An 8,345-nucleotide genomic window follows, 5' to 3' on the forward strand; every position below is an offset into this window, starting at 1 on the left:
GGCTGAGTTTTATTCGAAAGAAGGAAATATGAATACAAATCTTGCAAGTTTTATCGTTGGACTCATCATCGATGAAAATGACCGTTTTTACTTTGTGCAAAAGGATGGTCAAACCTATGCACTTGCCAAGGAAGAAGGCCAGCATACAGTAGGGAATACGGTTAAAGGTTTTGCCTACACGGATATGAAGCAAAAACTCCGCTTGACCACTATAGAAGTGACTGCCACTCAGGACCAATTTGGTTGGGGAACTGTAACGGAAGTTCGTAAGGACTTGGGTGTTTTTGTAGATACAGGTCTTCCTGACAAGGAAATCGTTGTGTCACTCGATATCCTCCCTGAGCTTAAGGAACTCTGGCCTAAGAAGGGCGACCAACTCTACATACGTCTTGAAGTGGACCAGAAAGACCGTATCTGGGGACTCTTGGCCTATCAAGAAGACTTCCAACGTCTGGCTCGTCCTGCCTACAACAATATGCAGAATCAAAACTGGCCAGCCATTGTGTATCGTCTTAAGCTGTCAGGAACCTTTGTCTACCTACCAGAAAATAATATGCTTGGCTTTATCCATCCTAGTGAGCGCTACGCAGAGCCACGTTTGGGGCAAGTATTAGATGCGCGTGTCATTGGTTTCCGTGAAGTGGACCGTACCTTGAATCTCTCCCTCAAACCACGTTCTTTTGAAATGTTGGAAAATGATGCTCAGATGATTTTGACTTATTTGGAAAGCAATGGCGGTTTCATGACCTTAAATGATAAGTCATCTCCTGAGGATATCAAGGCAACCTTTGGTATTTCTAAAGGTCAGTTCAAGAAAGCACTTGGTGGCTTGATGAAGGCTGGTAAAATCAAGCAAGACCAGTTTGGGACAGAGTTGATCTAGGGTGACTTATGAGAAAATCATTTTACACTTGGCTCATGACTGAGCGCAATCCTAAAAGTAATAGTCCCAAGGCTATCTTGGCAGACCTCGCTTTTGAAGAGTCAGCCTTCCCAAAACACACAGATGATTTTGATGAGGTGAGTCGCTTTTTGGAAGAACATGCCAGTTTCTCTTTCAACCTAGGAGACTTTGACGCTATCTGGCAAGAATACTTAGAACACTAGCATGAGTCACTGGGTTTGGGCTAGTAATTTCTCCATCCCTTTGCTATAATAAAAAGAAATAAAAGGATTAGAGAGGTTCTTTATTTGAAGGAACATTCAATTGACATTCAACTGAATCATCCAGATGACCTGTTTCATCTTTTTGGTTCCAATGAACGCCATCTTCGTTTGATGGAAGAAGAGCTTGATGTGGTGATTCATGCTCGTACGGAGATTGTCCAGGTTTTGGGAGAAGAGTCTGCTTGCGAGGAAGCTCGTCAGGTTATTCAAGCTCTCATGGTCTTGGTCAATCGTGGGATGACCGTTGGCACGCCAGATGTAGTGACGGCTATTAGTATGGTCAAAAACGATGAAATCGACAAGTTTGTCGCCCTTTACGAAGAAGAAATTATCAAGGACAATACTGGAAAGCCTATCCGTGTCAAAACATTGGGTCAAAAGCTTTATGTGGATAGTGTCAAACAGCATGATGTGACCTTTGGAATCGGACCTGCAGGGACAGGGAAGACCTTCCTTGCAGTGACCTTGGCAGTGACTGCTCTTAAACGTGGGCAGGTCAAGCGAATTATCCTAACACGTCCAGCAGTGGAAGCAGGAGAGAGTCTAGGTTTTCTTCCGGGTGATCTCAAGGAGAAGGTAGATCCTTACCTTCGACCTGTTTATGATGCCTTGTATCAGATTCTGGGAAAAGACCAAACGACTCGTCTCATGGAGCGTGAAATCATTGAGATTGCACCGCTTGCCTACATGCGTGGACGGACCTTGGATGATGCCTTTGTCATTCTCGATGAGGCGCAAAATACGACTATCATGCAGATGAAGATGTTCTTGACTCGTTTAGGCTTTAATTCTAAGATGATTGTCAATGGAGATATCAGTCAGATTGACCTGCCGCGTAACGTCAAGTCAGGTTTGATTGATGCCCAAGAAAAACTCAAGAACATTCACCAAATTGACTTTGTTCACTTTTCAGCCAAGGATGTGGTTCGTCATCCAGTTGTCGCTCAGATTATCCGAGCTTATGAACCAGTACCGGTTAAAAAAGAAGAGAGTGAAGAATTAGATCCTCAACCTCTATCTGAAGGATAGTTCTTTTGAACTTAAAGTTATCTCAGTGCTAAATCTATAGTTGATTGAAGTTAGAATAGTACGTCGTGACTGCTAAAACATTTCTAGAAATTAATTTGACTTTCCTGATTGATTTGTTCATATTTTATTTCAATCTACTATAAATTTGCGTTTTAAATGTTTTATTCAATATCCTTATATTAGATTAGAAACGTTTCAAGTGGAAGAAATTTATGGAATCAATCTTTTTAAAACTAGCTCAGTATCCAATAGTGGAGACAGACCGTTTATTGCTTAGACCTGTAACCTTGGATGATGCGGAAGAAATGTTTGCCTATGCCTCGGACAAGGATAATACACGTTACACTTTTCTAACCAATCAAAATTTAGAAGAAACCAAAAATAATATTGCTCAGTTCTACTTGGCCAATCCCTTGGGACGGTGGGGAATAGAACTAAAAAGCAATGGCAAATTTATCGGAACCATTGATTTGCACAAGATGGATCCTGCTCTTAAGAAGGCAGCTATTGGCTACATTATCAATAAAAAGTATTGGAATCAAGGATTAACGACAGAAGCCAACCGTGCCGTGATTGAGCTAGCTTTTGAGAAGATAGGGATGAATAAGTTGATTGCCCTTCACGATAAGGACAATCCTGCGTCTGGAAAGGTTATGGAGAAATCAGGAATGCGTTTTTCCCACGAAGAAGCTTATGCTTGTATGGACCAGCATGAAAAAGGTCGAATCGTTACAAGAGTTCATTATGTCTTGACCAAGGAAGACTATTTTGCAAATAAATAAGCAGTTGAGAAGACATTTTCAACTGTTTTTTCTTCCTTTTACGAATAATCTAAGAGAGGAGAAAATATGGAAGCAATTATCGAGAAAATTAAAGAGTATAAAATCATTGTCATCTGTACTGGTCTGGGCTTGCTTGTAGGAGGATTTTTCCTGCTAAAACCAGCTCCACAAACACCTGTCAAGGAAACGAATTTGCAGGCTGAAGTCGCAGCTGTTTCCAAGGATTCGGTATCCGAAAAGGAAGTGAAGAAGGAAGAAAAGGAAGAACAGGTTGAACAAGATCTAATCACAGTAGATGTGAAGGGGGCTGTTAAATCGCCAGGAATTTATGATTTGCCTGTAGGTAGTCGGGTCAATGATGCCGTTCAGAAGGCAGGTGGTTTAACAGAGCAAGCAGAAAGCAAGTCGCTCAATCTAGCTCAGAAAGTCAGTGATGAAGCACTGGTTTACGTTCCCACTAAGGGAGAAGAAGCAGCTAGTCAGCAGACTGCTTCGGGGACGACTTCTTCAACAAGCAAGGAAAAGAAGGTCAATCTCAACAAGGCCAGTCTGGAAGAACTTAAGCAGGTCAAAGGCTTGGGAGGAAAACGAGCTCAGGACATTATCGATCATCGTGAGGCAAATGGCAAATTCAAGTCGGTTGATGAACTCAAGAAAGTCTCTGGCATTGGTGCCAAGACCATAGAAAAGTTAAAAGATTATGTTACAGTGGATTAAGAATTTCCCCACTCCCTTAATTTACCTGAGTTTTCTATTACTTTGGATTTACTACGCCATTTTCTCAGCATCTTATCTTGCTTTATTGGGCTTTGTTTTTCTGTTAGTCTGTCTCTTTTTCCAATTTCCTTGGAAATCAGCAGGCAAAGTTCTAGTGATTTGTGGAGTCTTTGCCTTCTGGTTTCTGTTTCAAAATTGGCAACAGAGTCAAGCGAGTCAAAATTTGGCGGATTCTGTTGAAAGGGTACGGATTTTGCCTGACACTATTAAGGTCAATGGTGATAGTCTGTCCTTTCGTGGCAAGGCTGATGGACGCATTTTCCAAGTCTATTATAAACTCCAATCCGAGGAGGAGAAAGAATCCTTTCAAGCTTTAACAGTCCTTCATGATTTGGAACTAGAAGGAAAACTTTCAGAGCCAGAAGGGCAGAGAAATTTTGGTGGCTTTAATTACCAAGCCTATCTGATGACTCAGGGAATTTACCAGACTCTCAATATCAAAAGAATCCAGTCGCTTAAACAGGTTAGCAGTTGGGATATAGGAGAAAATCTATCCAGTTTACGCCGAAAGGCTGTAGTTTGGATTAAGACGCATTTTCCAGAACCTATTCGCAATTACATGACGGGGCTTCTATTAGGGCATCTGGACACCGACTTTGAGGAGATGAATGAACTATATTCTAGTCTAGGAATTATCCACCTCTTTGCCTTGTCGGGTATGCAGGTAGGCTTTTTCATGGATGGATTTAAGAAACTTCTCTTGCGATTGGGTTTGACCCAAGAAAAGTTGAAATGGCTGACCTATCCCTTTTCCCTTATTTATGCAGGTCTGACAGGATTTTCAGCTTCGGTCATTCGCAGTCTTTTGCAAAAGTTACTGGCTCAACATGGTGTTAAGGGCTTGGATAATTTTGCCTTGACGGTACTTGTCCTCTTTGTCATCATGCCCAACTTTTTCCTGACTGCAGGAGGAGTTTTGTCCTGTGCCTACGCTTTTATCTTGACCATGACCAGCAAAGAAGGAGAAGGCCTCAAGGCTGTTGCTAGAGAAAGTTTGGTTATTTCTTTGGGAATCTTGCCCATTCTATCCTTCTATTTTGCAGAATTTCAGCCTTGGTCCATCCTTTTGACTTTTGTCTTTTCCTTTCTATTTGACTTGGTTTTCTTACCGCTCTTGTCTGTCCTATTTGCCCTTTCCTTTCTCTATCCATTCATTCATCTGAATTTTATCTTTGAATGGTTGGAGGGAATGATTCGCTTTGTCTCGCAGGTGGCAAGTAAACCGCTTGTCTTTGGACAACCCAATGCATGGCTTTTAATCCTATTGTTAATTTCCTTGGCTTTAGCCTATGATTTGAGGAAAAACATTAAAAAGCTAACGGTATTGAGCTTATTGATTACAGGTCTCTTTTTCCTAACCAAGTATCCACTAGAAAATGAAATCACCATGCTGGATGTTGGGCAAGGCGAAAGTATTTTCTTACGGGATATGACTGGTAAAACCATTCTCATAGATGTCGGTGGCAAGGCAGAATCTAATAAGAAAATCGAAAAATGGCAAGAAAAGAAGACGACCAGCAATGCCCAGCGAACCTTGATTCCCTATCTCAAAAGTCGAGGAGTAGCCAAGATTGACCAGCTGATTTTGACCAACACGGACAAGGAGCATGTTGGAGATTTGTTGGAGGTGACCAAGGCTTTCCATGTAGGGGAGATCTTAGTATCAAAAGGCAGTCTGAAACAGAAGCAATTTGTAGCGGAACTACAAGCGACTCAAATCAAAGTACGCAGTGTGACAATGGGAGAGAACTTGCCAATTTTTGGAAGTCAGTTAGAAGTCCTATCTCCAAGGAAAATTGGAGATGGAGGACACGATGATTCCCTGGTTCTTTATGGGAAACTCTTGGATAAGCACTTTCTCTTCACAGGAAATTTGGAGGAGAAGGGAGAGAAGGACTTGCTGAAGCAATATCCTGACCTAGAAGTGGATGTCTTGAAAGCTGGTCAACATGGCAATAAAAAATCATCAAGTTCAGCCTTTCTGGAAAAACTCAAACCAGAGATGACTCTCATTTCAGTTGGAAAGAACAATCGAACGAAACTTCCCCATCAGGAAACCTTGACACGACTGGAAGGTATCAATAGCAAAGTATATCGAACTGACCAGCAAGGGGCTATACGCTTTAAGGGTTGGAATAGTTGGAAAATCGAAAGCGTTCGATAGGAAGAGCAAGTTTTAAAAAGGTGTTAGATTTCTATTCCCACTTAATTATCACTTCATGTAATCAAAAATAAGAAAGAAAATCTTTTAATAATAAAACGCATAATATCAAGTTTTTTAGACAACTGATACTATGCGTTTTTGCTGATTTTAAAGATTGTTTGTATAGCCTTGAAAAGATTTTTTAATGTGAATTTGATGGTTTTCATTATAGATGATACTTTTTTGTAACAAAATAGACTCCATAGAAATCAGGGGATAAAATATAAAAATGAACAAGTTGAATATTATAATTTTTTGAAATTCGAAAATGTTATCAAAACGTAATTTTTCAGACAATAGTTCTTTATTTGCATCAAATATAATAATTATAAAATAAAAGGACTATCTATTCGTATATATATATATATATATATACGAATAGATTTGGTTTTCTGGTAAAAAATTTTGAAAATAATCTATTGATTTATTTAATAAGAAGAGTATTATAGAATATAATAAGATATTTAACATGGAGGAAATCAGATGTTTTATAAAGATAATCACAATCGTGAAAAACAATTACGTTTTTCTATTCGTAAAGTAAGTTTTGGTGCAGCTTCAGTAGCTGTAGCAGCTCTTTTGATGTTTCTAGGCAATGGTGCTGTAGAGGCATCCGAGCAACAGCATTCTACAAATGAAGCTATTTTGGAAGTTACAAGCCCAAATAGAGATGAAAGTATATCGACTGTATCTAAAACAAATGAAGGAAGTACAGAGGCTGATAAAAAAAATCCCGTAGAACAAAACAATCACCCTCTTGCTAAATCTGAAAAAGAAAATAGGGAATCAGTAATTTCTACTGATACTCCAACAACATTAAATACTGAGGAAAATCAAGAGAAACCTGCGGTTTTGAAACGAGTTCGTAGATCAAATCCAGATAGTGGGATGGATAGTTCTACCACTAATGATGATCCTTCGGCAAATAAAGTATTTGAAGCGCCAGCAGAGGGAGCTAGTCTGGATGAATTGAAAGCAAAACTAAACGAATTGGAAGATTCAGTTGAAAATAATGACAAAATTAGAGATATGAACACTGTTGGTAACTCTAAACAAGTAAAAAAAGGAGCAGTTAATGAAATTAATGAATTTGCTGGGTGGAAAGCTGTAACAGAAAATGGAGAAACAGGAAAATTTGCAATTGCAAGAAAAACAGAAGGTGGAGTTTTTCCATTAGAAACAGTAAATACTGTTCGTACAATCAAAGGAAATTACGAATACTATTATGACACCTATGTTAGAGAACAAGCATTTGATCGAACTGGTGACTATATGCTATTTCTATCAAAAGTTAGAACTTTAGCGGACCGAGAGGAACCAACATTTGATGGTCAATCGTATAAAGAAAACGGTGAAGGGAATGGTATTGCAAAAGGTGTTAAGGGATTTAATGGTATCGAAAAGACATTTAAAGCCTATTCATCTGAAACTGGTTCTACAGTAAAAATTTCCTTCAAGACAGGGTATTCTGGTGATATCAATGGAGGAAAAGCAAAATATAAAGTAGAAGTTATGATTGATGAAAATGGGGTCAAGAAAACAATTTATACTAAAACTTTTTCCCCAACAGATAATAAGAAGGATGACGATGCAATTATAACACCAGCGAAAGACGGAAATAAGAGAGAGTATCTAAGAAATGAATATAATAACAAGACACTAGATAAAGAGCAAGTTGAAGCAAAAATGGCAGAGGAGCAGAACAAGCCAAATGGAACACCAGGGACATTCACAAGTAAAAATATTGTTCTACCAAAAGGAGTAACAGATTATACTGTTCGTATTAGTTCTGCTGATAATCAACGTTTAGGAATGGGATATCAATCGCCTCATAACCATTATGCGCTTCCTATTTCTGGATTAGAATTTAGTATTAGTCAGGATACGAGTAACCTAGCTAAGAATCTCTTGCAGAGAATATATAATAAATTAAAAGAAACAGAGTCTACAGATAAAAGTCAAAAGACAGGTGATAGTGCTAGCAATTATGAAAATAAATTAAATGAGATCGATGCTTTATTGAAATCCAGTGATTTAAAAACAACAGCAGAATATAAAAGATTATCTTTGGATTTATTAAACGCTAAGGAACAGTTAAAAGAAGTTACGCCAGATGCCCCAACTGTAGCAAGTGACGAAGCAAACGCACGAGTAACCGTAACGCCAAGTGCAGATGCAGACCGAGTAGAAGTTACAGTAGGAAACTCAACAGTGGTCGCAACGAAAACTGGCTCAACATGGAGTCTATCACCAGCTAAAGACGGTGTAAGTGTAGATCCAACAAACGGAGTAATCACTGTAGCACACAATGCAGCAAGTGCAGGAACACAAGTCAGCGCAACTGCAAAACACGGAAACAGTGATGCAAGTACAGCCTCAACAGCAAA

The 8,345-nt window shown here is 39.2% G+C and carries 7 protein-coding genes; all 7 read left to right on the forward strand.

What is annotated here, in order from left to right; all coding sequences use genetic code 11:
• The first annotated feature begins 28 nt into the window (after nt 1–28).
• On the forward strand, nt 29–883 hold the full coding sequence (gene cvfB / locus HMPREF0851_RS05740) for an RNA-binding virulence regulatory protein CvfB (RefSeq protein WP_025169838.1): 855 nt from the start codon (nt 29–31) through the stop codon (nt 881–883).
• Nucleotides 884–891: 8 nt separating this feature from the next.
• Entirely contained in the window at nt 892–1,107 is a 216-nt protein-coding gene (locus HMPREF0851_RS05745; protein ID WP_001232084.1) for a YozE family protein, read from the forward strand.
• Between the two features lie 84 nt (nt 1,108–1,191).
• Complete coding sequence (locus tag HMPREF0851_RS05750) at nt 1,192–2,196, forward strand: PhoH family protein (protein WP_000658165.1); 1,005 nt, start codon at nt 1,192–1,194, stop codon at nt 2,194–2,196.
• Nucleotides 2,197–2,408: 212 nt separating this feature from the next.
• Nucleotides 2,409–2,978 (forward strand): GNAT family N-acetyltransferase, encoded by a 570-nt coding sequence (locus tag HMPREF0851_RS05760; RefSeq protein WP_000443727.1) that lies wholly within the window; start codon nt 2,409–2,411, stop codon nt 2,976–2,978.
• Nucleotides 2,979–3,044: 66 nt separating this feature from the next.
• A complete protein-coding gene (locus HMPREF0851_RS05765; protein WP_000387349.1) occupies nt 3,045–3,695 on the forward strand; it encodes a helix-hairpin-helix domain-containing protein in 651 nt (216 codons plus the stop codon).
• Nucleotides 3,679–5,919, forward strand: coding sequence for a DNA internalization-related competence protein ComEC/Rec2 (locus HMPREF0851_RS05770; protein WP_000942382.1), 2,241 nt, complete (start codon nt 3,679–3,681; stop codon nt 5,917–5,919). The genes HMPREF0851_RS05765 and HMPREF0851_RS05770 overlap by 17 nt, the downstream gene beginning before the upstream one ends.
• Before the next feature lie 522 nt (nt 5,920–6,441).
• Nucleotides 6,442–8,345: YSIRK-type signal peptide-containing protein (locus HMPREF0851_RS05775; RefSeq protein WP_000499420.1), on the forward strand; the 1,904-nt coding region annotated here is incomplete at its 3' end.

The organism is Streptococcus sp. M334 (assembly GCF_000187745.1).
Classification (GTDB): domain Bacteria; phylum Bacillota; class Bacilli; order Lactobacillales; family Streptococcaceae; genus Streptococcus.

Excerpts from the sequence above, each read along its gene's own strand:
- cvfB (WP_025169838.1), top strand. The coding sequence starts at position 29 with ATGAATACAAATCTTGCAAGTTTTATCGTTGGACTCATCATCGATGAA.
- HMPREF0851_RS05745 (WP_001232084.1), top strand. The coding sequence starts at position 892 with ATGAGAAAATCATTTTACACTTGGCTCATGACTGAGCGCAATCCTAAA.
- HMPREF0851_RS05760 (WP_000443727.1), top strand. The coding sequence starts at position 2,409 with ATGGAATCAATCTTTTTAAAACTAGCTCAGTATCCAATAGTGGAGACA.
- HMPREF0851_RS05765 (WP_000387349.1), top strand. The coding sequence starts at position 3,045 with ATGGAAGCAATTATCGAGAAAATTAAAGAGTATAAAATCATTGTCATC.
- HMPREF0851_RS05770 (WP_000942382.1), top strand. The coding sequence starts at position 3,679 with ATGTTACAGTGGATTAAGAATTTCCCCACTCCCTTAATTTACCTGAGT.